General features: G+C 64.7%; 25 protein-coding genes and 1 other RNA gene. 13 read left to right on the forward strand and 13 right to left on the reverse strand.

From position 1 onward, the window contains the following. From ACNJYA_RS06390 to tkt, 5 genes are all read right to left on the reverse strand, one after another. Positions 1 to 1,026 (reverse strand): class I fructose-bisphosphate aldolase, encoded by a 1,026-nt coding sequence (locus ACNJYA_RS06390; protein ID WP_439402241.1) that lies wholly within the window; start codon positions 1,024 to 1,026, stop codon positions 1 to 3. Positions 1,027 to 1,286: 260 nt separating this feature from the next. Beyond that, on the reverse strand, positions 1,287 to 2,354 hold the full coding sequence (fba, locus tag ACNJYA_RS06395) for a class II fructose-bisphosphate aldolase (RefSeq protein WP_035998315.1): 1,068 nt from the start codon (positions 2,352 to 2,354) through the stop codon (positions 1,287 to 1,289). A 40-nt stretch (positions 2,355 to 2,394) separates the two neighbouring features. Next, entirely contained in the window at positions 2,395 to 3,591 is a 1,197-nt protein-coding gene (locus ACNJYA_RS06400; RefSeq protein WP_439365706.1) for a phosphoglycerate kinase, read from the reverse strand. A 147-nt stretch (positions 3,592 to 3,738) separates the two neighbouring features. After that, positions 3,739 to 4,746 (reverse strand): type I glyceraldehyde-3-phosphate dehydrogenase, encoded by a 1,008-nt coding sequence (gene gap, locus ACNJYA_RS06405; RefSeq protein WP_439365707.1) that lies wholly within the window; start codon positions 4,744 to 4,746, stop codon positions 3,739 to 3,741. A 148-nt stretch (positions 4,747 to 4,894) separates the two neighbouring features. After that, positions 4,895 to 6,880: a transketolase gene (tkt, locus tag ACNJYA_RS06410; RefSeq protein ID WP_439402242.1), complete on the reverse strand. Its 1,986-nt coding sequence runs from the start codon at positions 6,878 to 6,880 to the stop codon at positions 4,895 to 4,897. A 368-nt stretch (positions 6,881 to 7,248) separates the two neighbouring features. On the opposite strand from tkt, the gene ACNJYA_RS06415 reads away from it, so the two are divergent. From ACNJYA_RS06415 to ACNJYA_RS06435, 5 genes are all read left to right on the forward strand, one after another. Continuing rightward, the gene (locus tag ACNJYA_RS06415; RefSeq protein WP_020608063.1) at positions 7,249 to 7,569 is read left to right on the forward strand and encodes a DUF4164 domain-containing protein; all 321 of its coding nucleotides are present in this window, start codon (positions 7,249 to 7,251) and stop codon (positions 7,567 to 7,569) included. After that, the gene (locus tag ACNJYA_RS06420; RefSeq protein WP_035998340.1) at positions 7,566 to 7,949 is read left to right on the forward strand and encodes a cell division protein ZapA; all 384 of its coding nucleotides are present in this window, start codon (positions 7,566 to 7,568) and stop codon (positions 7,947 to 7,949) included. Before ACNJYA_RS06415 ends, ACNJYA_RS06420 begins: the two co-directional genes overlap by 4 nt. A 293-nt stretch (positions 7,950 to 8,242) precedes the next feature. Further along, a non-coding RNA gene (gene ssrS / locus ACNJYA_RS06425) (6S RNA) lies at positions 8,243 to 8,403 on the forward strand. 200 nt (positions 8,404 to 8,603) lie between these two features. After that, on the forward strand, positions 8,604 to 9,200 hold the full coding sequence (locus tag ACNJYA_RS06430; RefSeq protein WP_439402243.1) for a 5-formyltetrahydrofolate cyclo-ligase: 597 nt from the start codon (positions 8,604 to 8,606) through the stop codon (positions 9,198 to 9,200). Then, entirely contained in the window at positions 9,178 to 10,002 is an 825-nt protein-coding gene (locus tag ACNJYA_RS06435; RefSeq protein ID WP_172784838.1) for a TIGR00282 family metallophosphoesterase, read from the forward strand. The genes ACNJYA_RS06430 and ACNJYA_RS06435 overlap by 23 nt, the downstream gene beginning before the upstream one ends. 839 nt (positions 10,003 to 10,841) lie before the next feature. On the opposite strand, the gene ACNJYA_RS06440 is transcribed toward ACNJYA_RS06435, so the two are convergent. From ACNJYA_RS06440 to ACNJYA_RS06465, 6 genes are all read right to left on the reverse strand, one after another. Then, positions 10,842 to 11,132: a DUF1330 domain-containing protein gene (locus ACNJYA_RS06440; protein ID WP_439402244.1), complete on the reverse strand. Its 291-nt coding sequence runs from the start codon at positions 11,130 to 11,132 to the stop codon at positions 10,842 to 10,844. A gap of 203 nt (positions 11,133 to 11,335) precedes the next feature. Further along, the gene (locus ACNJYA_RS06445; protein WP_439402245.1) at positions 11,336 to 11,824 is read right to left on the reverse strand and encodes a hypothetical protein; all 489 of its coding nucleotides are present in this window, start codon (positions 11,822 to 11,824) and stop codon (positions 11,336 to 11,338) included. Between the two features lie 62 nt (positions 11,825 to 11,886). Further along, positions 11,887 to 12,213: a hypothetical protein gene (locus tag ACNJYA_RS06450; RefSeq protein WP_439402246.1), complete on the reverse strand. Its 327-nt coding sequence runs from the start codon at positions 12,211 to 12,213 to the stop codon at positions 11,887 to 11,889. 630 nt (positions 12,214 to 12,843) lie between these two features. Then, complete coding sequence (locus ACNJYA_RS06455; protein WP_439402247.1) at positions 12,844 to 13,980, reverse strand: DSD1 family PLP-dependent enzyme; 1,137 nt, start codon at positions 13,978 to 13,980, stop codon at positions 12,844 to 12,846. A 278-nt stretch (positions 13,981 to 14,258) separates the two neighbouring features. After that, on the reverse strand, positions 14,259 to 15,683 hold the full coding sequence (locus ACNJYA_RS06460) for a methyl-accepting chemotaxis protein (RefSeq protein WP_439402248.1): 1,425 nt from the start codon (positions 15,681 to 15,683) through the stop codon (positions 14,259 to 14,261). Between the two features lie 118 nt (positions 15,684 to 15,801). Next, a complete protein-coding gene (locus ACNJYA_RS06465; RefSeq protein ID WP_439402249.1) occupies positions 15,802 to 17,550 on the reverse strand; it encodes a methyl-accepting chemotaxis protein in 1,749 nt (582 codons plus the stop codon). 219 nt (positions 17,551 to 17,769) lie between these two features. Here ACNJYA_RS06465 and ACNJYA_RS06470 point away from each other — a divergent pair, with 219 nt between their 5' ends. The 7 genes from ACNJYA_RS06470 (at position 17,770) to ACNJYA_RS06500 (ending at position 23,057) form a co-directional block, all read left to right on the forward strand. After that, positions 17,770 to 18,516: a YebC/PmpR family DNA-binding transcriptional regulator gene (locus ACNJYA_RS06470; RefSeq protein ID WP_439402250.1), complete on the forward strand. Its 747-nt coding sequence runs from the start codon at positions 17,770 to 17,772 to the stop codon at positions 18,514 to 18,516. 230 nt (positions 18,517 to 18,746) lie between these two features. Continuing rightward, positions 18,747 to 19,274, forward strand: coding sequence for a crossover junction endodeoxyribonuclease RuvC (gene ruvC / locus ACNJYA_RS06475; RefSeq protein WP_260382082.1), 528 nt, complete (start codon positions 18,747 to 18,749; stop codon positions 19,272 to 19,274). Next, on the forward strand, positions 19,271 to 19,888 hold the full coding sequence (gene ruvA / locus ACNJYA_RS06480; protein ID WP_260382083.1) for a Holliday junction branch migration protein RuvA: 618 nt from the start codon (positions 19,271 to 19,273) through the stop codon (positions 19,886 to 19,888). The genes ruvC and ruvA overlap by 4 nt, the downstream gene beginning before the upstream one ends. Before the next feature lie 20 nt (positions 19,889 to 19,908). Then, positions 19,909 to 20,943, forward strand: coding sequence for a Holliday junction branch migration DNA helicase RuvB (gene ruvB / locus ACNJYA_RS06485; RefSeq protein WP_439403386.1), 1,035 nt, complete (start codon positions 19,909 to 19,911; stop codon positions 20,941 to 20,943). 129 nt (positions 20,944 to 21,072) lie between these two features. After that, positions 21,073 to 21,993, forward strand: coding sequence for a metallophosphoesterase (locus ACNJYA_RS06490; RefSeq protein WP_439403387.1), 921 nt, complete (start codon positions 21,073 to 21,075; stop codon positions 21,991 to 21,993). A gap of 68 nt (positions 21,994 to 22,061) precedes the next feature. After that, positions 22,062 to 22,511 (forward strand): tol-pal system-associated acyl-CoA thioesterase, encoded by a 450-nt coding sequence (ybgC, locus tag ACNJYA_RS06495; protein WP_172784831.1) that lies wholly within the window; start codon positions 22,062 to 22,064, stop codon positions 22,509 to 22,511. Between the two features lie 78 nt (positions 22,512 to 22,589). Beyond that, positions 22,590 to 23,057 carry a DUF1348 family protein gene (locus ACNJYA_RS06500; RefSeq protein WP_439402251.1) on the forward strand — a complete coding sequence of 156 codons (468 nt, stop codon included), beginning with the start codon at positions 22,590 to 22,592 and terminating at the stop codon, positions 23,055 to 23,057. Positions 23,058 to 23,256: 199 nt separating this feature from the next. On the opposite strand, the gene ACNJYA_RS06505 is transcribed toward ACNJYA_RS06500, so the two are convergent. After that, on the reverse strand, positions 23,257 to 23,970 hold the full coding sequence (locus tag ACNJYA_RS06505; protein WP_172784829.1) for a type 1 glutamine amidotransferase: 714 nt from the start codon (positions 23,968 to 23,970) through the stop codon (positions 23,257 to 23,259). A gap of 28 nt (positions 23,971 to 23,998) precedes the next feature. Beyond that, positions 23,999 to 24,925, reverse strand: coding sequence for a LysR family transcriptional regulator (locus tag ACNJYA_RS06510; RefSeq protein ID WP_172784828.1), 927 nt, complete (start codon positions 24,923 to 24,925; stop codon positions 23,999 to 24,001). A gap of 184 nt (positions 24,926 to 25,109) precedes the next feature. Between ACNJYA_RS06510 and ACNJYA_RS06515 the strand changes: the two genes are divergently transcribed. After that, positions 25,110 to 26,033 carry an N-carbamoyl-D-amino-acid hydrolase gene (locus ACNJYA_RS06515; protein ID WP_439367420.1) on the forward strand — a complete coding sequence of 308 codons (924 nt, stop codon included), beginning with the start codon at positions 25,110 to 25,112 and terminating at the stop codon, positions 26,031 to 26,033. The last annotated feature ends 1 nt before the right edge of the window (position 26,034 follow it).

Consider the following 26,034-nt stretch of genomic DNA (forward strand, 5'->3'; position numbering starts at 1 on the left):
CTAGGCTGCCTTCTGTTCCAGGCTGCTTTGCCATTCGCCCTTGGAGGCGAGGCCGTTCATGCGCGCGCGATGGCTGAAGGCGCGCTGGCCGGCCGCGACGTTCTCAGGCCTCCCGGCCCAGGCCTTCTGCGGCGCGGCCTGCAGCGCGCGGCCATAGGAGAAGGTCAGGTCCCAGGGCAGCGGACCGAGCTTGTGCATGGCGTTGAGATGCGCGGTTGCCTCCTCGTCCGACTGGCCGCCGGAGAGGAAGGCGATGCCTGGCACCGCCGCCGGCACGCAGGCCTTCAGTAGCCGGATCGTCTTCTCCGCGACCTCCTCGACGGAGGCCTGCTTTGCGCATTTCTTGCCAGAGATCGCCATGTTCGGCTTCAGCACCATGCCTTCGAGCGCGACGCGCTGCACGCGCAATTCCTGAAACGTCTTGTTGAGCACGCGCTGGGTGACGTCATAGCAGCGGTCGATGTCGTGGTCGCCGTCCATCAGCACCTCAGGCTCGACGATCGGCACGATCTGCGCGGCCTGGCACAGCGCGGCATAGCGCGCCAGCGCGTGGGCGTTGACGCTAATCGCGGTCATCGAGGGAATGCCGCTGCCGATGTCGATCACCGCGCGCCATTTGGCGAAGCGCGCGCCGCGCTCGTGATATTTCTTCAGGCGCTCGGCGAGCTTGTCGAGCCCGACGGTGACGAGCTCACCCGGGCACATCGGTAAGCCTTGCGTGCCTTCGTCGACCTTGATGCCGGGAATGGCGCCAGCCTGCTCGATCAGCTTGACCAGCGGCGTGCCGTCCTTGGCATTCTGCCAGATCGTCTCGTCATAGAGGATCACGCCCGAGATGTATTGGCTCATGGCGTCCTTGGAGCGAAACAGCATCTCGCGATAGTCGCGGCGGTTCTCTTCCGTCGATTCCACGCCGATGGCGTCAAAGCGCTTCTTGATGGTGCCGGAGGATTCGTCGGCGGCAAGGATGCCCTTGCCCGGCGCGACCATGGCGGTCGCGATTCTGTTGAGCTCAGTCAGATTCATCGAGAGGTCCTCCCAAAACGATTCTGCCCTTGCCCGTGAAAATAGACCGTTCTCGGGCAATTGCCGAGTTATCGTTCGTCGCAGGGTAAAGGGGGGAGGGAATGTCGTGCCACAAAAAGACTGTCATTCCGGGATGCCCCGGAAGGCGCAGGCCCGGAATCCATAACCCCAGGCTGTGGTTATGGATTCCGGGCTCGCCGCGCTGCGGCGCCCCGGAATGACGGAGAGAGGTGCACTGGTTTACGCCACCTCGCGATCGCTTACGCGACGCGGGGGTCCAGCTCGCCCTTGGCGTAGCGCTTGGCCATCTCGGCGGTGGTCAGCACCTTCTTGATCTTGGAGGCCTGGCCTGCGGTGTTGAACTCCTGCAGGCGCTGCTTGCACAGCTTGGTCATCGCCTCCATCGCCGGCTTCAGGTACTTGCGCGGATCGAACTCTTCCGGGTTGTCCTTCAGCACTTTGCGGATCTGGCCGGTCATGGCCATGCGGTTGTCGGTGTCGATGTTGATCTTGCGCACGCCGTTCTTGATGCCGCGCTGGATCTCGGCCACCGGCACGCCCCAGGTCGGCTTCATCTTGCCGCCATAGGCGTTGATGATGTCCTGCAGGTCCTGCGGCACCGAAGAGGAGCCGTGCATGACGAGATGCGTGTTCGGCAGCTTGCGGTGGATCTCCTCGATCACGTTCATGGCGAGAATGTCGCCGTCGGGCTTGCGGGTGAATTTGTAAGCACCGTGCGAGGTGCCCATCGCGATCGCGAGCGCGTCGACCTTGGTCTCCTGCACGAACTTCACGGCCTCGTCCGGATTGGTCAGCAGCTGGTCGTGGCTGAGCTTGCCTTCGGCGCCGTGACCGTCTTCCTTGTCGCCCATTCCGGTTTCGAGCGAGCCGAGCACCCCGAGCTCACCCTCGACCGAGATGCCGCCGAGATGGGCCATGTCGGTCACGGTCTTGGTGACGCCGACATTGTAGCCCCAGTCGCCGGGGGTCTTGCCGTCGGCCTTGAGCGAGCCGTCCATCATGACGGAGGTGAAGCCGGCCTGGATCGCGGTCATGCAGGTCGCGGGCTCGTTGCCGTGGTCGAGATGCACGCAGACCGGAATGTGCGGATAGATTTCGGTCACCGCGTCCATCATGTGCTTGAGCATGACGTCGTTGGCGTAGGAGCGCGCACCGCGCGAGGCCTGGATGATGACGGGCGCATCGACCTGGTTGGCCGCGTCCATGATCGCCAGCGCCTGCTCCATATTGTTGATGTTGAAGGCCGGTACGCCGTAATCGTTCTCCGCCGCGTGGTCGAGCAATTGACGTAACGTGATCCGAGCCATCTGTCTTTGTCTCCCGTTGGGGCCTGCAAGGGCCGCTTGATTACTTGCTACGCAGAACTTCAACGCCGGGCAGGGGCTTGCCTTCCATCCATTCAAGGAACGCGCCACCGGCGGTCGACACATAGGTGAAGTCACCGGCCACATGGGCCTGGTTGAGCGCGGCGACGGTGTCGCCGCCGCCCGCGATCGAGATCAGCTTCTTGGCCTTGGTGCGCTCGGCGGCGTGCTTGGCGGCCGCGACCGTGCCGCGGTCGAACGGCTGCATCTCGAACGCGCCCAGCGGTCCGTTCCAGACCAGCGTCGCCGCATCGTCGATCGCGGCGTGGACGCGCGCAATCGATTGCGGGCCGACGTCGAGGATCATGCCGTCGGTCGGGATCGCGTCGAGCCCATAGGCATGCGACGGCGCGTTGGCGGCGAAGTGGTAGGCGACGGTGGCGTCGACAGGGAGGATGATGGCGCAATTGGCGGCTTCAGCCTTCTCCATGATGCGCAGCGCGGTCGGTGCGAGATCCTTCTCGGCCAGCGACTTGCCGACCGCAACGCCCTGCGCGTGCAGGAAGGTGTTGGCCATGCCGCCGCCGATCACGAGCGCGTCGACCTTGGTCACGAGGTTTTCCAAGAGGTCGATCTTGGTCGAGACCTTGGCGCCGCCGATGATGGCGATGACAGGCTTGGTCGGCGAGCCCAGCGCCTTCTCCAGCGCGTCCAGCTCGGCCTGCATGGTGCGGCCGGCATAGGCCGGCAGCTTGTGGCCGAGGCCTTCGGTCGAGGCGTGGGCGCGGTGCGCGGCCGAGAACGCGTCATTGACCCAGATGTCGCCGAGCTTAGCGAGCTCCGCGACGAAGCCGGGATCGTTCTTTTCTTCCTCTTTGTGGAAGCGGGTGTTTTCCAGACACAGGATGTCGCCGTCCTTCAGGTCGGCAACCGCCTTGGCCGCGGGCTCGCCGATGCAATCCTCGGCAAACGCAACGGGCTTCTTCACCTCCTTCGCCAGCGCCTCGGCGACGGGCCTCAGCGAGTCCTTGGCATCGCGCCCCTTCGGCCGGCCGAAATGCGCGAGCAGGATGACCTTGCCGCCCTTGTCCGCGATCTCGGTGATGGTCGGCGCAACGCGCTCCAGCCGGGTGGCGTCGGTGACGCGCCCGTTCTCCATGGGCACGTTGAGGTCGACGCGCAGCAGCACGCGCTTGCCCTTCACGTCGACGTCGTCGAGGGTACGGAATTTGTTGGTCATCTCTCTTGTCCCGGGCGCTGCGATAGCAGCGGAGCGATGCGCTGCAGAACCGGGACCCACATGACAGCGAGTCCCGCGGTTGAATGGGTCCCGGCTTTGCGGAGCAGCGCTTGCGCGCTGCACCGCAGCCGGGACACGAGACCCCGATCAGATCACCTTCGCCAGCGCGACGGCGGTGTCCGCCATGCGGTTCGAGAAGCCCCACTCGTTGTCGTACCAGGACATCACGCGCACCAGCGTGCCGTTCTGCACCTTGGTCTGGTCCTCGTGGAAGGTCGAGGAGTGCGGGTCGTGGTTGAAGTCGATCGAGACGTTGGGCGCGCTGGTGTAGCCGAGGATGCCCTTGAGCTGCTGCTCGCTGGCGCGCTTCATCGCCGCGTTGACTTCCTTGGCGTCGGTAGCGCGCTTGGCGACGATCTTGAGGTCGACGACCGAGACGTTCGGGGTCGGCACGCGGATCGCGACGCCGTCGAGCTTGCCCTTCAGCTCGGGCAGCACGAGGCCGATCGCTTTCGCCGCACCGGTCGAGGTCGGGATCATCGACATCGCAGCGGCGCGGCCGCGGTAGAGATCCTTGTGCAGCGTGTCCAGCGTCGGCTGGTCGCCGGTATAGGCGTGGATCGTGGTCATGAAGCCGGTCTCGATGCCGACGAGATCATTCAGCACCTTGGCGACCGGCGCGAGGCAGTTGGTGGTGCAGCTTCCGTTGGAGACGACCAGATGATCCTTGGTCAGCGTGTCGTGGTTGACGCCGTAGACGATGGTGGCGTCGGCGCCGTCGGCGGGCGCGGAAACCAGCACGCGCTTGGCGCCGGCGGTCAGATGCGCGCTAGCCTTGTCCTTCGAGGTGAAGATGCCGGTGCATTCCAGCGCGATGTCGACGCCGAGATCCTTCCAGGGCAGCTTCGAGGGATCGCGCTCGGCGGTCACCTTGATCTTGCCGTTGCCGAGGCTGATGGAATCGCCATCGACGGTGACGGTGCCGGGGAAGCGGCCATGGACGCTGTCGAAGCGGAGGAGATGGGCGTTGGTCTCGACCGGGCCGAGGTCGTTGATGCCGACGACCTCGATATCCTTGCGGCCTGACTCGGCGATAGCCCGCAGGACGTTGCGGCCGATGCGGCCAAAACCGTTAATTCCGACGCGGACTACCATGTTTCGTCTCCTTCAATGACCGTTGTCATCCCGCACAACGCGCTATACGCGCCTGCGAGGGTTTTTTAGGGGCGGACGCCCGGTTCGGCCGGGCGGTGCTTGATCATATGGGAGATTAGGTAGTCCTTTTTTGCGGCAAGCTCAACTCTCAGGAAACGCGCTTCAGCACAGCGTTAACCGCGGCCTCGGCGGTAATGCCGAAATGCTTGTAAAGCTCCTTTGCGGGGCCGCTTTCGCCGAACGAATGCATGCCGATGAATTCGCCATCCTGGCCGATCACGGCATCCCAGCCCCAGCGCACCGCAGCCTCGATCGCAATCTTCACCGGCGCGTTGCCGATGATGGTGGCGCGTTTCGCCTCTGGTTGCGCTAACAACAGCTCGAGCGAGGGAACGGAGACAACGCGCGAGGCGACGCCGCGTTCCGCCAGCTGCTTCTGGGCCGCGACCGCGATCTCGACCTCGGAGCCGGAGGCGAACAGCGTCGCCTTGGCTTCGCCCTGAGCGGCGACCAGTTCATAGGCACCGGCCGCGCAAGGGTTATCGTTCGGTGCGGTGGTCCGCAGCTGCGGCAGGTTCTGCCGCGTGAGCGCCAGCACGGTCGGGCCGTCGACGCGGTTGAGCGCGAGCTCCCAGCACTCGGCGACTTCCATCGCATCGCAGGGACGGAACACGCGCATGTTGGGAATGGCTCTGAGCGCAGCGAGATGCTCGACCGGCTGATGGGTCGGGCCGTCTTCGCCGAGGCCGATCGAGTCATGGGTCATGACGTAAACGACGCCGGAGCCCATCAAGGCGGCAAGGCGCATTGCAGGCCGCGCGTAATCGGTGAACACCAGGAAGGTCGCGCCGTTCGGCGCGAAGCCGCCATGCAGGAAAATGCCGTTCATCGCGGCGGCCATGCCGTGCTCGCGGATGCCGTAATGGATGAAGCGGCCCTTCGGCGTCTTGGCCGAGAAGGCGGTCGCGGACTTCGCCTTGTTGTTGTTGGAGCCGGTGAGGTCGGCCGAGCCGGCGAGGAATTCCATCGGCATGGCGCCGGCGATGACTTCGATCACGGCTTCCGAGGATTTGCGGGTAGCCGCAATCATCGGCTTTTCCAGCAGCTCCTTCTTGTAAGCGCGCACGGCCTTTGCCAGCGAAGCCGGACGCTCATGACGCAGGCGGCGCTCGAACTCGGCCCGCTTGCGGCTGCCGAGCTCACCGAGCCGTGTCTCCCACTCCTGACGCGCCGCCGCGCCGCGGCTGCCGGCCGCCCGCCAGGCCTTCAGCACGTCGTCGGCGACCGCGAACGGCTCGAGCGCGATGCCGAGATTTTCCTTGGCGGCCTTGAGCTCGTCGGCCCCGAGCGCCTCGCCGTGCACCTTGGAGGTGCCGGCCTTGTTCGGCGCGCCGAAGCCGATCGTGGTGCGGCAGGCGATCAGCGTCGGCTTGCTGGATTTCTTCGCGCGCGTGATGGCGTCGGCGATCGCGGCCTGGTCCTGGCCGTCGATCTTCTCGGCAGCCCAGCCCGCCGACTTGAAGCGCTTCACCTGGTCGACGGAATCGGCGATCGAGGTCGGGCCGTCGATCGAGATGCCGTTGTCGTCGTAGAGCACGATCAGCTTGTTGAGCTTCCAGTGCCCGGCCATCGCGATCGCTTCCTGCGATACGCCTTCCATCAGGTCGCCGTCGGAGGCGAGCACATAGGTGTGGTGGTCGACGATCTTCTTGCCGAACTCGGCCGCCAGCATCTTCTCGGCCAGCGCCATGCCGACCGCCGTCGAGATGCCCTGGCCGAGCGGGCCCGTCGTGGTCTCGATGCCGTTGGTGCGGAAGTTCTCGGGATGGCCGGGGGTCAGCGAGTCGACCTGGCGGAACTGCTTGATCTGGTCCAGCGTCATCTCGGCATTGCCGGTGAGATACAGCAGCGAATAGAGCAGCATCGAGCCGTGTCCGGCCGAGAGCACGAAGCGGTCGCGGTCCGGCCAGGCGGGCGCTGTGGCATCGAATTTCAGGAACTGCGTGAACAGCACGGTGGCGATGTCGGCGGCGCCCATCGGCAGGCCGGGATGGCCCGATTTCGCCTTCTCGACAGCGTCCATCGAAAGGCCGCGGATCGCGTTGGCCATACGGGTGTGATCGACCTGCGTCATGTCTGAAAATCCGTCTGAAAAGAGGCGCTTGGCGATGGTTGCCCGCGCGGGGAGGAGCCTGGCGGCCACTGAAGGTCGGGCTGGGATAGCACCTCGGTTCCGGGAGTCCAAGGCAATCAAACGCCGGTTTGGCCGCAAAAGTTGCCCGTGTGGACATCGGTTTCCGCTCGGATCGCGCCGGGCGGAATGGACGGATCATCACGGTCATCCCGATAGATCGGTGCATAGTTTTGCGGCGGCGTTGCGCTTGGCTAGCTTGCCACGTAAATTTCTGCTTCTAACCGCTTGCCGAACCGAGTCTTTTGCCGGACGGCAAGCTCCAGGGAAAGGCCACTGGGCAAAGGCCGCCAGGTTCCGCCGCTAGCTGCATGAACGATCGCGTATCCAACAGTTCCGCCATGACGGAGTCTTCCGCCGTCGAGATCGAGATTGCGACCCGCAGACTGATGGCGGCGCTCGACGCGCTCGAAAGTGCGGTGGAGCGGCGGCGCGACGCCGATCGCGACGAGAACGAGCTTGCGGCGCGAATCCAGGCGCTCGGCGCGGATCGCTCGCGTCTTGCCGACGAGCTCGACGGTGCGCTGGTGAAGGCACGCAAGCTCGAGCGCACCAATCGCGAGATCTCCGACCGGCTGGATTCCGCGATCGTCACGATACGCTCGGTGCTCGATACCGGAGAGGACGGATGAGCCACATCAACGTCACCATCAATGGCCGGCAATACCGCATGGCCTGCGAGGAGGGCCAGGAGGTGCGGCTGCTCAAGCTCGCCGAAACGCTGGAGACGCGTATCCAGTCGCTGCGCGGAAAATTCGGCGAGATCGGCGATGCGCGGCTCACCGTGATGGCCGCGCTGACCGTCTGCGACGAACTGATCGACACCACCAACCGCGTCCGCACCCTCGAGCAGGAATTGACCGAGCTCAGGGATTTCCGCAACGCCGCCGTCGAGCGCGCCCGCATGACGCAGACCGCGGTGGTGAACGCGCTCAATGCCGCCGCCGAGCGCATCGAAAAGTCGACGCAGGTGCTGAACCGGACGGTAGGCAACGGCATCGCGATCGGCTGAAGCTCTTCGGAAGACTCGACCAAATTGTTAGGCTCGACGGGGCCGCGCGCCTTACCCTCCCCTGGAGGGGGAGGGTCGATCGCGCGCAGCGCGAGCGGGGTGGGGTGATCTCTCCGCACGGGCACTGTTCGAGTGGAGAGACCGTCACCTCACCCCGTCTCACATTTCGCTGCGCTCCATGTGAGCCGACCCACGGGCGAGCTTCGCTCGTCCCGGACCCCTCCAGGGGAGGGTAAGAAAGCGCCCCGCTCGTTGCACTGGCGATTCGTCAGTATCGTTGTTACATTGCCTCCGCGAGGCTGCGACGTGCGTCAGGAGCCATATATCCCCGGGGCCTTATCGATCCTTTAGGGAACTGTCCCTGGCCGGGCCCGTGGGCTCGGACATATGGTGCCCACCTACTTTCGTAGGGAACTCCGGGATCGAGTGCTTCAACGGCGTCCGCGGCTTCGCACTTTTGTTTGCTTGGTTGCCTGTCGATTCGTGCCTGTCGAAATGACTGCGGCAAATCAGTAGGTGTCATGCCCCGCGCAGGCGGGGCATCCAGTACGCCGCGGCCTTTGTGTGAATCACCACTGCCTCTGGAATACTGGATCACCCGCACCAGTGCGCAAGGGCGCACAAGGCGGGTGATGACGTGGGGGACCAAAGCGCATGTCGAACTCCAAAGCCGAGCTCCGAGCCAAGGCCCTCGCCAAGCGCGATGCGCTGAGCGAGAAGAAGCGCGCCACTGCCGCCGCAAAGCTCGCCAAGCGCGGGCTGCCGTTCACGCTGCTGCCGGGCAGCATCGTCTCCGGCTATTCGCCGATCCGCAGCGAGATCGATCCGATGCCGCTGCTCACGAAGCTCGCGGAAGAGGGCGCCAGGCTGGCGCTGCCCTGCGTCACCGCGCGCGGCCAGTCGCTGATCTTCCGTCTCTTCCATCCGAACGACCGCCTGATGCTCGGCCCGCTCGGCATTCCCGAGCCGTCGCCGGCCGCCGCCGAAGTGATCCCCGACATCATGCTGACGCCGCTCGCCGCCTTCGACCGCCTCGGCCATCGCATCGGTTATGGCGCGGGCCATTACGATTTCACCTTCGCGCATTTGCGCAAAGCCAAGCACATCGTCGGCATCGGCCTTGCGTTTGCAGCGCAGGAGATCGAGGCGGTTCCGGCACTATCCCACGACGTGGCGCTGGATTATGTGCTAACGGAATCGGACGTGTTCGATTTCCGGAGTTCTGAAGTTGCGCATTCTCTTCGTGGGTGATGTCGTCGGCCGTAGCGGGCGCGAGGCCGTCTCCGAATATCTGCCCGGCATGGTCAAGGACTGGTCGCTCGATCTCGTCGTCGTCAACGGCGAGAATTCGGCCGGCGGCTTCGGCATCACGGAAGCGATCTACCAGGAGTTTCTCGAGGCCGGCGCCGATGCGGTGACGCTCGGCAATCACTCCTGGGACCAGCGCGAGGCCCTCGTCTTCATCGAGCGCGCCGACCGCCTCGTGCGCCCCGCCAACTATCCGCGCGGCACGCCCGGCCGCGGCGCCGCTCTAGTCGAAACCAAGAACGGCAAGCACGCCCTCGTCGTCAACGCGCTGGGCCGCGTCTTCATGACCCCGTTCGACGATCCATTCGCCGCGCTCGAGCGCGAGTTGGGGGCCTGTCCGCTCGGTGTGGCCGCCGACGCCATCGTCGTCGACTTCCATTGCGAGGCGAGCAGCGAGAAGCAGGGCATCGGCTTCTTCTGCGACGGCCGCGCCAGCCTCGTCGTCGGCACGCACACCCATGTGCCGACCGCCGACCACCAGATCCTCGCAGGCGGCACCGCCTACATGACCGACGCCGGCATGACCGGCGATTACGATTCCATCATCGGCATGCAGAAGGAAGAACCGCTGCGCCGGTTCACATCAGGAATTCCGTCGAGCCGCTTCGAGCCCGCCGCAGGCGCCGCGACGCTCAGCGGCGTCGCCGTGGAGACGGATGACGCAACGGGGCTCGCGCTGAAGGTCGCCCCGGTGCGCGTCGGTGGAAGGCTGGAGCCGACAACGCCGAAGTTCTGGTTGAGTTGAAGCGCGAAGCCAGATCACACGGTGTCGTCCCCAAACGATTATATCAACTTTGCCCTCAGCAGCGGACATCGACGGGCAACCAAGGGGCATCCGCTTTGGGCCACAAGCAGAACTCCAAGAGATGCTATGGCCCACACAGGATTGTAGCCGTGAGGATGCTTACGTCAGCTCGTCCAACCACCTCTGAGCCAGTTTCGGCTCACCCGGAGTGTTTGAATGGCGAGTGCCCATCTGAAGGAACCGTGCATGAAGCGCGAAGGGCTCCATACCGCATTTGTCGCGCAGGCGCTCGATTCTCGAGCCCAATTCAAGCAGCTGCTCCCTTGCCGAGTTGCGCAAGCCGACCCGTTCATATGAGCCGAAGAGACCCCATTCTCCCTTGGCGCACACTTGCAAAGCCGAGAGAAGCAATTCGCCATATGCAGCTTCAAAGTCCGCGAGCTGCCGTTCGTACGAGGGTCTCATCGGCTTGAATAGGTTCTTGGGTCCAAAAATGCAGCGAGACAGGAGACGACAGCGACAACCGCCAAGAACAGGACCGTGGTAGGGTCGATGAACAGATACAAGACTGCTACTATTCCGGCGACGGTCAGAGCTGGTCCAATGAGCGCAGGGTGCCTCTTAAGCCAGTTGATCACCCCGTGGCGGACCTGAGGGATGTAGGCCGTTGCCGCGAGGAGAGCGACAAGTACAACAAGCCATTTCGACATGGGACGAAGCGCCTTATTTGCCCTACAACCACAATAGCTAAGCACGCTTTCGCCCGCATGAATAATAGAGTTCAAATTATAGCGAGTACCCGGCAGTGTCCTTCTTGGGCCATTTGCGGACGCCACTGACTAGGTGCACCCATCAGCGAGAAGCAGACGGCCGGTCGTCGTGGCATGACGAATTGCGAAAAGTTGCTGCGCCTCAGGATCGTTCAACAACGCTTCGGCATCTACACGACTAGGAAACTCGATTACTACAAGTCTCTCATGCCTCCATTCGCCTTCGAGCAGCGTTGGCTCGACGCCCTGAACGATATACTTGCCGTGATGTCTCGCAATGATCGCGGGGATTGCGTCAATATACGTTTTGAACCGCCCGTAGTCATGCACAGTGATGTCGAGGACGAAATAAGCCTTCACCTGCAAAGCTCCCGCAGCACCCGCCTTGAGTTGGTCATGGCCTATCAATTAGTTAGCCGTCTCAGGTCCGCAATGGGTCATGAGCGCCGTTTGACCAGCGGTCGAGCGCTTCCGGTTTACCCCGACTCCAGACAGCTCGCGGCTACGTCCTAATGGAAGCGATGGGCCAGAAGCGGAAGTGCTGGCTCTGCGTTGCTACTGACCTAGTTTACTTTCTCCTCGGACCTAGAAGGTCCCCAAGCATATGCCTCTTCGGGGCTGCTAAACGCTCGTATGATCGGTTCGGAGAAACCAAGCACTTCGTAGCAGTAGTCGCTTCCGACAAAGGAGAAGTGCCGCGGCTTCCGACCGACCGGATCGGTCGCAGCGTAGGCTTTCAGCAATGCCGAGTTCTCAGCTTCTTTAATGTAGACTCCGCCGTCGTAACGGCCAGTTGTTTTGTCCCCGTGATCGGCGATCGAATAGATCATTTCTTCGATGCCCGAATAGATCTCGCAGGACATTTCGATGCCGTAAGCGCGAAGGCCGGGGTTCGGTGCCACCACGACGAGATAGAGAACGCCACGCCAAAGGCCTTGATCGAAAACAAAAGGTGGGCGTTCGATGCCATCGATTATCGAAGGGTAGGGCCGCCATTTGATAGTGGGATCAGGAAACAACTGGAGTCCTTTTCGGTTTGAAAGTTGGGTCATGGCCGACAACAAGGCGCTGGGTCGAGATTGTCGCAATGGGCCAATCGGCGACGTGAACCACCCTATCGAATGATGTTGGCTTCTCCGATAACGCCGGCCTCCCAAAGATAAAACTTGTCGTTCGCCGTGAGTGCCGAAGTCGCCTCCGCGCCTGATAGAAAGACGAAGCCAAGCGTTCGCCGTTCGCCCGGCATCATTTCGCTTTTGAGCAGCAGATAGCCGTCCCAACCGTCGACTGGAGCTTTGTTCGTGCTGCTGCAGGGACACCCCCACCCCAGCCCGACAGGTGACTTCCTCCCTCCTGCACCAGTTGGATAGAGGTAGACCTCTGCTGTGAGGTCAGGAAGACCAAGGGCAAGGCGTCGTCGCAGGGTGGCTTCTCGGGTCATGGATTTTTCATAGCACCACTGCGTTGCGAAGTCCGCTTCGGGTCAAGTGGCGCCATCGTCGACCATGCCGCGCGAGCGCTCAGTTGAGGGCCACAACCAGACCTCGCTATGGTATGAAGGAGATAGTCAACTGGGCGGCCCGGGGGGTGATGGGGTTCTGGAATGTCGAGAGGCGCGTTGAAATGGACCCTTCTAGGATGCGCAGTCGTTTACTTCCTCCTGACGCTATACGGCCTCGTCGACAGCGGCGAATCGAAGCCAATTCGGATCATACTGTGGGCCGTGATTTTGGGTCTTTCCGCGTATCTGATCGCTACATGGAAACGGCGAAAAACGAATTAGGATAAGGGTCCCACACAGGTCGGCTTTGGGTCATTTGCAGACGTTCCCAGCTGGGCAGGCCACGTCTGCTCGTCCTCGGAAACGGGCAGTCCCGAAATATGAGTGTACGCCTTGGTCCGCAATTGCGAACGAGGGGCCAGAACCCATAACCCCAAGCGCGTAGTTGCTTCGCAAAGCTTGTCACTCCGCGTCTTCGCCAAACCGATGCTGTGGCGTATGGGTCTCGGATCTGCGCTTCGCTTGTCCGTGGCGACGGCGGAGATCGTCGCGCGCAATCACGCGTCAATCTCAGGTGACCGCGCCCCGCGCCGCGACTGGCCAGAGTGCCTCCACGCGGGCATCCGGCGTGTTGAAGCCGCGCACGCCGACATACCAGTCGTAGAGATTGACGGTCGGGTCGCAATGGCCGGGGATCAGCGTCACCTTGTCGCCGATCGCCAGTCGCGACGAAGCGCTGACGAAATCGAGCAAGCCATGCTCGTCGGAGGGCCGATGATAGCGCAGGTCGGGCCGGCCCAGCACGACCGGAAATCCGCTGTCGTTCGAAAGGGCCTTGTGGCCGGCATCGATGACCGAGTGTTCGCCGGCGGCGGTGCTCATCACCGTCGCGATCACGAACAGCGCATGCTCGAACGGATTGGCGTTGCGTGCCCCGTCCGCGAGGTTCTTGGCGTAGTCGGCGTCCATGAAGATATAGGAGCCCGCCTGCAATTCGTTCCAGATGCCGCTCGCGCCTTCGAGCTCGAATGTGCCGGTTCCCGCACCTCCAATCGTCCGGCAGTGAAAGCCCGCGTCCTTGAGGACGCGCAGTGTCTCCGCGGTCGCGTTCGCGGCACCGGCGATGGCAGCGCGCCGCTCCTCCGGCGTGCGCAAATGCTGGGCAGAGCCGTGATAGGCCTGCAGGCCGCCGAACGACAGGAAGCGTGAAGCCGCCACCTGCCGCGCCAGGGTGGCCGCCGCCGGTCCCGGCCTGACACCGCAGCGACCGGCGCCGACGTCGATTTCGACCAGGACTTCGATTTGCGATCCTGCCCGCTCCGCGGCGTGCGATAGTTGCTCGACCATAATCGCATCGTCGACGCAAACGCTGATGCGTGCGTGGCGCGCGAGGCCTGCGAGCCGTTCCAGCTTCCGCAGGCCCACCACCTCATTGCTGACGAGCACGTCGCTCACCCCGCCCGCAACCAGGATCTCGGCCTCGGCGACCTTCTGGCAGCACATGCCAATTGCGCCGCGCGCGATCTGCTTGGCCGCTATGATCGGTGATTTGTGGGTCTTCGCATGCGGACGCAAGCGAACGCCGAGCTTGCCCACTGCCGCCGCCATGGTGTCGAGATTGCGCTCGAAGGCGTCGAGGTCGATGATCAGCGCCGGTGTATCGATCTCGGAAAACGGCGCGCCGATTTGGGCGGGTGGACAGGACATCGAAAAGCCAGCTTGCTGTGTTCGGGTTCGCGCGAATGCGCGGCGGCATTTCTACGGCAACGTCGGCCGCCGCACCAGTGCTGTCGGCTTTTGTGCTCGGCAGGCGGCGGGGAGAATCGCATCACAATTTCGGAATAATAGCATTCTACCCCTGTTTTGCCCGACGAGTCAACGCGCGCCATGGCCTGCCGGCATAAGCCATTGATTCCGCACACCCCGGCTACTGTGCATGGGGTTGTTTTCGAGCTTTTTGTTTTAAGGACGCCGGAGCGTCGGCGTCAGCCCTGCCGAAAGCCCATCCGGAAGGCGCCCCAGTGCTTGCCGCGGATCATGATCGGCGAGGACAGGTCCTTCATCAGCACGAACTGCCCACCGCCCATGTCGCGGCGATAGGTCTGGAGCAGGAAGGGTTTTGTGTTGGCCGCGACCTTCTTCACCGCGCGGTCGGTGAACAGGCGGCGGTTGCGGCAATTGGCGTTGTTCCAGACCGGGTCCTTGCCCTGCGGCAGGCGGTAGTTCGGATTGTGGGTCGGCAGGTACCCGCCTTTGGCCCAGGCGACGCAGAACACGATGCGCGGGTCGGATGTCTGGATCGGGTCCTGGATCGCGGGCAGCATGCGATCGGTGAAGTCGACGTAGGCGGTGTTGTACTGCTTTGGATTGGTGCCGGGGATCTCGCGGTAATTCTCGTCCATGAGCTGGTCGAGCGTGATCTCGCCGCGGTCGATCGCAGCTTCGAACTCGGCGGAGATCCGCTTCGCGGTGTCGATGACGACGCGGATCAGCGGCGCATCCGATGTCTCGACGCCGCTGTCGGCAATCAGCGCGATCAGGCCTTCGGAGGTGTCGAGCAGCTTCGCCACGCGCTCGTCGGCGCTTCGAAGGTCGCGCGAGGAGAGGTCGACGCCCTTGGCGAGCTCGTTGAGCTCGCTGATCACGGTGTCGCAATGGCCGAGGTTGGAGGTTGCCGCGCGCGCGACGCAGTCGATCTCGGCTTCGACGGAGGCGAAGCCCTGCTGGACCCGCGAGATGATGCCGGAGATCGCTTGCGCGCCTTCGCCGGCGGTCTTGGCGCGCTGCGAGGCGTCGCTGCTCTCGCCGATCAGGCCTTCGATCTGGCCGTCGAGATCGCGCACGGTGTCGGAGATCTCATGCGTGGCCTGGCGCGTGGCCTCCGCGAGGTTCTTGACTTCGCTTGCGACCACCGCGAAGCCGCGGCCGGCAGTGCCGGCGCGCGCCGCCTCGATGGTGGCGTTGAGCGCAAGCAGATTGGTCTGCTTCGCGATCGCCTCGATCGAGCCGGAGACCTTCGCAACTTGCGCCAGCGCCGCGCCGACGGCGCTGAGGCGGGCCTCGATCCGCTCCACCGCGGCGACGAGCTCGGAGATGTGGCTGACCGCGGTGTCGACCGCGCCGCGCGACTGCGCGATCTCGCCGACTGCAGCCGACGTCGTGCTTTGCACCGCCTGCGAGGCGTTGGCGATGTCGTGGTTGGCCGAGACCATCGTCTCGGCCGTCTTCTGCAGATGGTGAAACCGTTCCGACTGGCTCGCGACGCGGTTGGCGACTTCCTGGACGTTGCCGGCGATATCGGCGAGCTCGACGCCGAGACCGCCGATGCGGTCGGCGAGCTGGTCGATCAGGCGTTCGGCGAGCGTCCGGTTGGACGCAGTGTCCAACACGGCAAGTTGGGCAAAGGACATGTACGGGCTCTCTCCAGTCGGAGCCGTTGATCGGCTCCTTGGCGGCATTCCGATTCCTAGCTCCGACCTTAGAGGATGATTCGCACCCGGCGTCTTGCCCAGGAGTGCACGCGGGGTGCTACAGCTTGTAAGCCGTGCGGAAGCCGCCCCAGTGCCGGCCCTGCACGCGGATCGGGACGTCGATCTCGCGCATCATCACCGTGTTGCCGTTGCCCATGTCGCGCGCATAGCTCTGGACCAAGTACGATCGCAGGTTGCGTGCGGCAGCTAACCCCGCCGGATCGTTGAAGATGCGCCGGTTGCGGCTGTTGGCCGTATTCCAGGCGACGTCGCCCGGCCGCTGCGGATGCGAATAGATCTTGTTGTGCACCGGCAAAAAGCCGTTGCGGTCGACCATGGCGCAGAACGCCATCCGCGACTCCCTCGCCAGGAAGGCTTCCTGGAACGGCGGCAGGGCGCGGTCGGCCCAGTCGAGATATTTGGTGCGGTATTGCTGCGGGTTGGTGCCGGCAATCTCCACGTAGTCGGTGTCGAAGAGGTCCTCGATCTTGACCTCGCCGCGCGCAACCGCCTGCTCGAATATCTTCGTCAGCGTATTGCCTGCTTCCATGGCACGGGTGACGAGCTCGGTGTTCTCCTCATGGATCGACCAGAGCTTGTCCTCGATCTTCTCGTTGAGCGCGGCGGTGGCGCCGACGAATTGCGCGCGGGCGCCGGCCTTGGATTGCTCGACCACGCGCAGGCGGCAGGCGCCGATGTCCTCTAGGCTGCCTTCGACCGTGGCTTGCGTCGCGAGCCGGCTTGCGTCCGCGCCGCCGATCAGCACGCCCTCCATCGCGATTTCATAGACCGGCATCACGCCGCGCGCGGTCTCGAATTTGAGATGGCAGGGCAGCCGCTCGGTCCTGCGGCGGTCGTCGTGCTCGCTCTGGCGCAGCAGCACGGCACAGCGTGATTTCAGCTTCTGGGCGAAGGTGGTGACGGCCTTGCCGGCGCTGGCGACGCTCTCGCCATGGGTCTCGGCAGCCTTGGTCGCCGCGTCGATCTCGGCCGCGCTCTCGCCGACCGAGATGATGAACTCGGAGGCGCTGGCGGCATTGCCGGAGACTTCGCTGGTGGTGGCGTTCTGCTCGGCGACCGCGCCGTTGACGGTGTCGAACACCGGGCGGATCGCCTCGATCGCCTGCGAGATGCGGTGCACCGCATCCGCCGAGCCGGCGGCGTCGCGCTGCAGCGCGTCGATCTTCTTTGTGATCTCCTCCGTCGCGCTCTGGGTCTGCACCGCGAGCGCCTTGACCTCGGTGGCGACGACGGCAAAGCCTTTTCCCGCGGCGCCCGCGCGCGCGGCCTCGATGGTCGAGTTGAGCGCGAGCAGCGTGGTTTGCCGCGCGATCTGCGCGATCAGGTTGACGACGTTGCCGATGGCGGCGGAGGATTCGCGCAGGCGGTCGACATTGGCGCGGGCTTCCTGCGCGGCGGCGCTGGCCTCGTCGGCGAGCTTGCCGGCCTCGCGGACCTGCGCGCCGATGCCTTGCGCGGATTGGGTGAACTTGTCGGCGGCATGGGCGAAGGTAGAGGCGGTCGATTGCGCCGCGTTGGTCCGGCCGGTCAGGGCGTCGGTGCGGTCGCGAATGGCGGCGAGCGTCGCGGCGGTCGCATCGGCTCCGCCGGCGACGGAATTGGCGGCGCGCTCGAGCTGGCGGATCATGGCGCCGAGCTCGAGTTCCAGCAATTCCAGGATTTCCCGGGCCGAATCACTTTCGGCGGTCGGGGCGGGTGCGGCAGGGGCCGCCGGCTGCGCAGCCTCCGGGGCTGCCGCAGGCGCGGCCGTGTCCGGCAGACGCTTCCGAAATAGTCCGAACGCCATCAGCTCTCTCTTGTCGGGGAACGGTCGGGCGCTATTTTCGCAAGTCGGAATGAAATCAGGGTTAACGGTGCCCGACATCTAGGCAGGCGCCATTACGGCGGCTACCTTTACAGGGCTACCTCAGGAGCAGCCGAGCCCTTTGATTCCGGTGGGTGGGCGGCCTATAAGGCCGCGCTTCCCGCACTCACCTTGACGCACGCTTCCCTCACGAGACCAAGCATGGCCGGACATTCCCAATTCAAGAACATCATGCACCGCAAGGGGCGGCAGGATGCCCAGAAGTCGAAGCTGTTCGGCAAGCTGGCGCGTGAAATCACCGTCGCCGCCAAGCTGGGCACGCCCGACCCCGCCATGAACCCGCGCCTGCGCGCCGCCGTGATCGCTGCGCGCCAGGAGAACATGCCGAAGGACAATATCGAGCGCGCCATCAAGAAGGCGCTCGGCAGCGACGGCGAGAACTATGACGAGATCCGCTACGAGGGCTATGGCCCGGGCGGCGTCGCCGTCATCGTCGAGGCGCTGACCGACAATCGCAACCGCGCCGCCTCCGACATCCGCTCCTTCTTCACCAAGTCCGGCGGCAATCTCGGCGAAACCGGCTCGGTCTCCTTCATGTTCGACCGCACCGGCGTCATCGAATACGACCGCAGCGTCGCCTCCGACGATGCGGTGCTGGACGCTGCGATCGAGGCCGGCGCAGACGACGTCGTGTCCGGCGAGGGCGGCCACGAGATCTACGCCTCGACCGAAGGCTATCGCGACGTTGCCAAGGCGCTGGAAGCCAAGTTCGGCGAGCCGCGCAAGGCCGCGCTGATCTGGAAGCCGCAGAACACGGTGACGGTCGACGACGAGACCGGCGAGAAGCTCTTGAAGCTGATGGACCTGCTCAACGAGCACGACGATGTCCAGAACGTCTACGCCAATTTCGAGGTGTCGGACGCGCTGATGGCGAAGATGGGCGGCTGATACCTCGCTCCGGATTCTGCTGTCGTCGCCCGGCTTGACCGGGCGACCCAGTATTCCAGAGACGCGAGAGGGATACGGATAAGCCGCGGCGTACTGGATACCCCGCTTTCGCGGGGTATGACGACGGAATGTGGAGTGGGCGGCGGTGCTCACCCGAGATACCCCACTTCCCCTGTTACTTCCGTTCTGTTTCTGTTTCCCATCCCGCGGCCAGCCGCTATCACTGGCCCATGACTGCGCTTCCGATTCGTGGCCCCGTTCGCATCATCGGCATCGACCCCGGCCTGCGCCGCACCGGCTGGGGTGTGATCGAGGCTGAGGGCAATCGCCTGATCTACCTCGCCTGCGGCTCGGTGGAACCGCCGGACGATTTGCCGCTGGCGAGCCGGCTGCTTGCGATCCATGAAGGCCTCGCTTCCGTCTTGTCCAGCCACCAGCCGATGGAAGCCGCGGTCGAGCAGACTTTTGTCAACAAGGACGGCGTTGCTACGCTGAAGCTCGGACAGGCCCGCGGCGTCGCCATGCTTGCGCCCGCAATGTTCGGCATTTCTGTCGCCGAATACGCGCCGAACCAGGTCAAGAAGACCGTGGTCGGCGCCGGCCACGCCGACAAGCAACAGATCGCGATGATGCTGAAGATCCTGCTGCCGAAGGCCGAGCCGCCGTCCGCGGACGCCGCCGACGCGCTCGCCATCGCCATCACCCACGCTCATCACCGCCAGAGCACCGCGCTGCGGCTGAAGGTGGTGGGGATATGATCGGCAAGCTCAAGGGCCTGATCGATTCTTACGGCGAGGACTTCGTCATCCTCGACGTCGGCGGCGTCGGCTATCAGGTGCACTGTTCCTCGCGCACTTTGCAGCATCTGCCCTCGCCAGGCGAAGCCGCGGTGCTGTCGATCGAGACCTATGTCCGCGAGGATCAAATCAAACTGTTCGGCTTCCGCACCGATCAGGAGCGCGAATGGTTTCGCCTGCTGCAGACCGTGCAGGGTGTCGGTGCCAAGGTCGCGCTCGCCGTGCTCGGCACGCTGTCGCCGGCCGATCTCGCCAATGCCATCGCGCTGCGCGACAAGGCCGCGGTGGCGCGCACGCCCGGCGTCGGCCCCAAGGTCGCCGAGCGCATCGTCACCGAATTGAAGGACAAGGCGCCGGCTTTTGCCAATGTCGATCCCGCCGTCGTGCATCTTGCCGGTGCCGTCGACGACCAGCGCGCGCCGCGCCCGGTGGCCGATGCGATCTCCGCGCTGATCAATCTCGGCTACGGCCAGCCGCAAGCCGCCGCGGCGATTGCCTCGGCCTCGCGCAGTGCGGGTGAGGGCGCCGAGACGGCGCAGCTGATCCGGCTCGGGCTGAAGGAGCTCGCGAAGTGAGCGACCCCAAAGCCAACCGCATGGTCTCGCCCGAGCGCCGCAGCGACGATGTCGGCGACACCGCGCTGCGGCCGCAATCGCTGTCCGATTTCGTCGGCCAGCAGCAGGCGCGCAAGAATCTCTCGATCTTCATCGAGGCCGCGCGCAAGCGCGGCGAGGCGCTGGATCACGTGCTGTTCGTCGGTCCCCCCGGCCTCGGCAAGACCACGCTGGCGCAGATCGTGGCGAAAGAGCTCGGCGTCGGCTTTCGCGCCACCTCAGGCCCGGTGATCGCCAAGGCCGGCGATCTCGCCGCCCTCCTCACCAATCTCGAAGAGCGCGACGTGCTCTTCATCGACGAGATCCATCGCCTCAGCCCGGCGGTGGAAGAGGTGCTCTATCCCGCGATGGAGGACTTTCAGCTCGACCTCATCATCGGCGAGGGCCCGGCAGCGCGATCGGTGAAGATCGAGCTGTCGAAATTCACCCTGGTCGGCGCCACCACGCGCGCCGGCCTTCTCACCAATCCCTTGCGCGACCGCTTCGGTATTCCGGTGCGGCTGAATTTCTATACGATCGAGGAATTGGAGAGCATCGTCAGCCGCGGCGCGCGCGTGCTCAACGTCGGCATGAGCGCGGACGGTGCCAACGAGATCGCGCGCCGCGCCCGCGGCACACCGCGCATCGCCGGCCGCCTGCTCCGCCGTGTGCGCGACTTCGCCTCCGCGGCCGATGCCGACAAGATCGACCGCAAGATCGCCGACCACGCGCTGAGCGCGCTCGAGGTCGATGCCGCCGGCTTGGACGCCATGGATCGCCGCTATCTCACGACCATCGCGCTCAACTATGGCGGCGGCCCGGTCGGCGTCGAAACCATGGCCGCGGCCTTGTCGGAGCCGCGCGATGCCATCGAGGACATCATCGAGCCCTATCTGATCCAGTGCGGCTATCTGCAGCGCACCCCGCGCGGCCGCCTGCTGACCTCGCACGCCTTCCGTCATCTCGGCATCGCCGAACCCTCGCGCGATGCGGCGGCGCAGTTCGGTCTGTTCGGCACGGATGACAGCGACGAGTGATCTGCTGAACCGCGCGCCGTTCCGGCTTTGATGAATTTCCGTTAATCTCGTGCAAACGATCTGCACGAACGCACCCCAATTCCGCTCCAATCGGATATCATCAAGATGTCGCATCATCATCGGGCTTCCATGATCACGCGCCGTCATCTCATTCGTTCCATCGGCGGCCTGTCCGCCCTCGGCGTCTCGACTGCAGCCTATGGCGTCGGCGTCGAGCCGGTGCTGCGGCTGCGCGTCACGCGCTATCATCCCACGCCGCGGCAGTGGCCGGCGGATTTTCCGCTGAAGATTGCGGCCATCGCCGACATCCATGCCTGCGATCCCTGGATGTCGCTGGAGCGTATCGAGGGCATCGTCGACCGGACCAATGCGCTCAACGCCGATCTCATCGTGCTGCTCGGCGACTATGTCGCCGGCCTGCATCAGGTCACGCGCTTCATTCCGTCGAGCGAATGGGCGAGGGTGCTGGCGCGCCTGAAGGCGCCCCTCGGCGTTCATGCCGTCATGGGCAATCACGACTATTGGGACGACAGGACCGTGCAGCAGGCAGGGCACGGGCCGACCATCGCCCATCGTGCGCTGGAGGCGGCCGGCATCCCCGTCTACGAGAACGATGCCGTGCGCTTGACCAAGAATGGCCGTCCGTTCTGGCTCGCGGGGCTCGGCGACCAGCTCGCCTTCCTGCCGGCGCGGCGCTTCCGGAGCATGGCGCATTTCGGCGCCGACGATCTCAACGCCACGCTGGCGAAGATCACCGACGATGCGCCGGTCATCCTGCTCGCGCACGAGCCCAACATCGCGCCGCTGGTACCCGCGCGCGTCGCGCTGCAACTGTCCGGCCATACCCATGGCGGCCAGGTCCGCCTGCTCGGCTGGTCGCCTGCGGTTTCGCCCAAGAACGGCCTGCGGCTCGCCTATGGCCACTTCCGCCTGAAATGCGACCTCATCGTCTCCGGCGGCCTTGGTTGCAGCATCATGCCGCTCCGCTTCGGCGTGCCGCCTGAGATCGTCGAGGTGACGCTGGGACGGTCAGGGCTGGTTGTGTCCTAACACGCTTGCGCCTCCGGCCGTTTTTGCGCAAAACGAGCCGGTTACCGACAAGCGAAGAGGCTCGCGACGTGACAGCTCATCTCGACGGCGAGATCCGCGACGGCCGCCACCACATGCAGGTCCGCGTCTACTACGAAGACACGGATTTTTCCGGCATCGTCTATCACGCCAATTACCTGCGCTACATGGAGCGCGGACGCACCAATCATCTCAGGCTGATGGGGGCCGAGCAGCAGGCGCTGTTCGAGCAGACCGAGACGGAAGGCACGGGCTTTGCCTTCGTGGTGCGCTCGATGCATCTGGACTTCTTGAAGCCCGCGCGAATGGACGACGTGCTCGATGTCGTGACCTGGCCGGTTGCTGTGAAGGGGGCGTCCATCATGCTGGCGCAGGAGGTGCGACGCGGCGACGATGTGCTGGTGAAAGCCGAGGTCCGCGTCGCCTTCATCAGCGGCGGTCGCGCCCAGCCGATCCCGAAATCGATCCGCCAGCTGATGAAGGCCGATCTGGTTTCGTGATCGCTCGATAGCGGATGGCCTATCGACTCTGCCAATTGCGACGATACATTCGCGGTCCGATCAACCGATGAGGCCATCATGTCGCGCCCGCCGTTTCCACCCTTCACCCGCGAGACCGCCGCGCAAAAGGCCCGCATGGCCGAGGACGCCTGGAATTCACGCGATCCGGTGCGGGTCTCGCTCGCCTATACCGAGGACAGCCGCTGGCGTAACCGTTCGGAAGTGTTTCAGGGCCGCGAGGCCATCGTCGCCTTCCTCACCCGCAAATGGGAGAAGGAGCAGGACTACCGCCTGATCAAGGACCTCTGGGCCTTCGACGAGAACCGCATCGCGGTGCGCTTCCAGTACGAATGGCACGATGCAAGCGGGCAGTGGTACCGCTCCTACGGCAACGAGCAGTGGGAGTTCGACGAGCACGGCCTGATGAAGCGCCGCGAGGCGTCGATCAACGACATCGCGATTGCAGAGAAAGACCGCCGCTTTCACTGGGCGGCGCCGGGCCCGCGGCCGGCCGATGTGCCGGGGTTGGGAACGGATCCGTTCTAAATTCTCACCAGCGGAGCTGCTTCACCCTCTCCCCTTGCGGGAGAGGGTGGCTCGCCGCGTAGCGGCGAGACGGGTGAGGGGTATCTATCCGAGCATTCGATAGTAGCGAACACGCGGATAGATACCCCTCATCCGGCGCTTCGCGCCACCTTCTCCCGCAAGGGGAGAAGGGAAGAGTCGCCGTGGTGATTGTTGCGAACTAAGGCGCCGCGCGCCTTGCCAGAAACCGCGTAATCGCTCCGCCGAGCTTGGCGCTGTCCATCGGCTCCGCCAGCGACGCCCGCGCCGTGGCAACGACTTCCTCCGGCGCCTTGCCGTCGCGCAGGTCGCAGCACACTTGCGCAAACCCCACGTCGAATTCCGGGTGCGGCTGCACGGTCAGCGTTGCGCCGTTGGCATAGAGCAGGCCGGCATGCGGGGTGAAGTCGGACGAGAGGATCGTCAGCGCGTCGTTCGGCGGCTCGATCACCTGATCCTGATGCGAGGCGGCGATCGCGACCGCTTCGCCGTCGACCACTCCGTTCTCCGGCAGCACCTGATAGACGTGCCGGCCGATGCCCCAGCCCTTCTCCGACTTGCGCACGGTGCCGCCGAGCGCCTGCGCGATCAGCTGGTGGCCGAAGCAGACACCGACCATCGGAGTCTTGTTGGCGTAGGCCGTCCGCACGAAATCTTCCAGCGGCGCGATCCAGTCGAGCCCGTCATAGACGCCGGCAGCCGCGCCGGTGATCAGGACGGCCTCGAGGTTGCCCGGATCGGGAAGCGCATGGCCGTTGGGGATGCTGACGACCTCGACTGTCGCGGCCGGATCTTCGGCGCGGATCATACGCGCGAACATGTCCGGAAATGAACCGTGGCGCTCGCGGTATTTTTGTGGGACCTCTCCGGTCTCGATGATGGTGATGCGTGCCATGGGCCTCCCAGGCAAGAGGTTGCGAAGCTCAGCCGCCTTCTGCCCCATGTTGCTGGTGCGGCGCTGTGCGCTCGAGCAGAGCGCTCTCCTTGCGGATCTCGTTGAGAAAGGCCTTGGCCAGACGCGACAGCGGCTCGGCTTCCGACCATAGCATGTAGGCGACCGCCTGCGTCGTCGGCGTGAACGGACGGACGACGAGGCCGCTGCCGCCGTTCTGCCGCGGCGAGAAGGGATCGACCACCGCGGCGCCGACGCCGGCGGCGGCGAGCACGCAAGCCGTGTTGCAGTAGCGCACCTCGACCGTCGGCCGGAACGGCGCGCCGGCCCGTGCAAAGCTGTCGCGCACGGCCTCGCCGAGCCGCGTGCCGCGTTCGAGCCCGATGAAGGGAAGGCCGGAGAGATCAGCGGCCGTGATCACCGGTCGTTCCGCGAGGGGATGCTGCGGCGGCAGCACGCACACCATCTCGCCGGTGTGCACCACCTCATGCGCGATGCCGGGATGGTGCGTCAGTCCGAGCGCGAAGCCGAGCTCGGCGACACGGCTCAGTACGCCCTCGATGATCCCCTCATAGCGCCGCACGTCGAAGAACACCCGCGTCTCCGGTCGGCGGCGCAGGAAGCCCGACAGCGCGGACGGAATGATGCTGTAGGCGAGCGGCGGCGTCGCCACGATGGCGAGATGACCGGAGCGGTTCTCGCGCAGATCGCGCACGCGGTTCTCGAGCTTGGCGTGCAGCGCAAAGATCGCCTCGCTCTCCTTGTAGAGCGCCATCGCTTCGGCGGTTGGAAACAGCCGGTTGTTGACGCGCTCGAACAGCGCAAAGCCGGCCTGCGTCTCCATCGTCTTCAGCGCATTGCTGACTGCGGGCTGCGACAGCGCAAGCTCGTCCGCCGCCGCCACCGTGGTGCGGTGCCGGATGACGGCGCGCAGGATCTCGAGCTGACGCAGGTTCATATCACTACCGATTATAGTCTGAGCCAAAACATCATAGCAAAGCGAATTGATTTTGCAGCAGCGCTTCCCCGTAATGGCAGCAGATTTGCACGTCGCATCAAAGGGTTCGCTCGCCCATTGAGGCGGCACTGCGCACAGATTGGAGGCAATCTTGGTTCGTGTCCTTCGCGCCGCCGCCGCTCAGATGGGGCCGACGCAAAAAGCAGACAGCCGCGAGCATACGTTGTCGCGGATGCTCGACATGCTGGAGGAGGCGGCCGGTCGGGGTGCGAGCCTTGTGGTGTTTCCGGAGCTCGCCTTCACCACCTTCTTCCCGCGCTGGCTGCTCGAGGGCGAGGCGCTCGACCGGTATTTCGAGCGCGACATGCCGAACCCCGCTGTGGCAAAGCTGTTCGACCGCGCCCGTGCGCTGCGCGTCGGCTTCTATGTCGGCTACGCCGAGCTGACGCCGGAGGGCCGGCGCTACAATTGCTCCATCCTGGTCGATCGCGACGGCGAGGTTCTCGGCCGCTATCGCAAGGTGCACCTGCCGGGCTCGGTCGAGCCACGTCCGGGCGCGCGCTACCAGCAACTCGAGAAGCGCTACTTCGACTATGGCGACCTCGGCTTTCCCGCCTTCCGCGCCGGCTCGTCCTGGGCCCACGCCATCATGGGCATGATGATCTGCAACGACCGTCGCTGGCCGGAATCCTGGCGCGTGCTCGGTCTGCAAGGCGTCGAGCTCGTCTGCATCGGCTACAATTCGGCGGCCTACGATCCCAACGGCGGCACGACGGAAGACGGCGCCTTGCGCACCTTCCACTCGACGCTGGTGACGCAGGCCAACGCCTACATGAACGCGACCTGGGCGATCTCGGTGGCGAAGGCGGGCGAGGAGGACGGCTCCGGGCTGATCGGCGGCTCCTGCATCGTCGATCCCAATGGCCGCATCGTGGCGCAGGCGCAGACGCTGGCCGACGAGGTGATCGTCGCCGACATCGATCTCGACCTCTGCCGCCAGGGCAAGGACAAGATGTTCAACTTCGCCGCCCACCGGCGGCCCGAGCAATACAGGGTGATCACCGAGCGTGCCGGCGTCATCGAGCCGGCCGTTCTCGACGCGGATTGAT

It is taken from the genome of Bradyrhizobium sp. BLXBL-01, from assembly GCF_051853025.1.
Classification (GTDB): domain Bacteria; phylum Pseudomonadota; class Alphaproteobacteria; order Rhizobiales; family Xanthobacteraceae; genus Bradyrhizobium.